Annotated in this window: 1 protein-coding gene; it reads right to left on the bottom strand. The window is 43.9% G+C overall.

From position 1 onward, the window contains the following. Positions 1–52: 52 nt before the first annotated feature. Entirely contained in the window at positions 53–301 is a 249-nt protein-coding gene (locus IFT84_RS21850; RefSeq protein WP_446737638.1) for a hypothetical protein, read from the bottom strand. Between the last annotated feature and the right edge of the window lie 68 nt (positions 302–369).

Raw genomic sequence — 369 nt, 5'->3', positions numbered from 1 at the left:
ATCAAGCTTGGCCTGTGAGGGCTCGCGAGCCTGAACTCAAGCTATCCAGATGTTAAGAAACTACAGCGTGTTTACCATCGCCAACGAAAACATACAACCTCACTATCCTTCCGCCAACACAAACAATTTGAACACTCTTCTGACGGTCATTTATCGCAATAGAAACGTAAGGATGCAAGCGGCCTGTGTTCCTCAGGGTTCGTAATACATCCCGACACAAACGGCTCATGTACCGGTAAACGCACATCAGCGCTTCATTGAGGAAAACTCTGTAGTATTTAAGAAATTCGTTGTGGCTGATACAATCTATTTCCTACACTCCAATATTGTACGCAGCCACGTGTAAACAAACAAATTATTCATCTCTAG

Source organism: Rhizobium sp. CFBP 8762 (assembly GCF_014841565.1).
Lineage (GTDB): Bacteria > Pseudomonadota > Alphaproteobacteria > Rhizobiales > Rhizobiaceae > CFBP-8762.
Note: the sequence above shows the minus strand (reverse complement) of the source record. Positions and strands in the feature narration are given on the sequence as shown.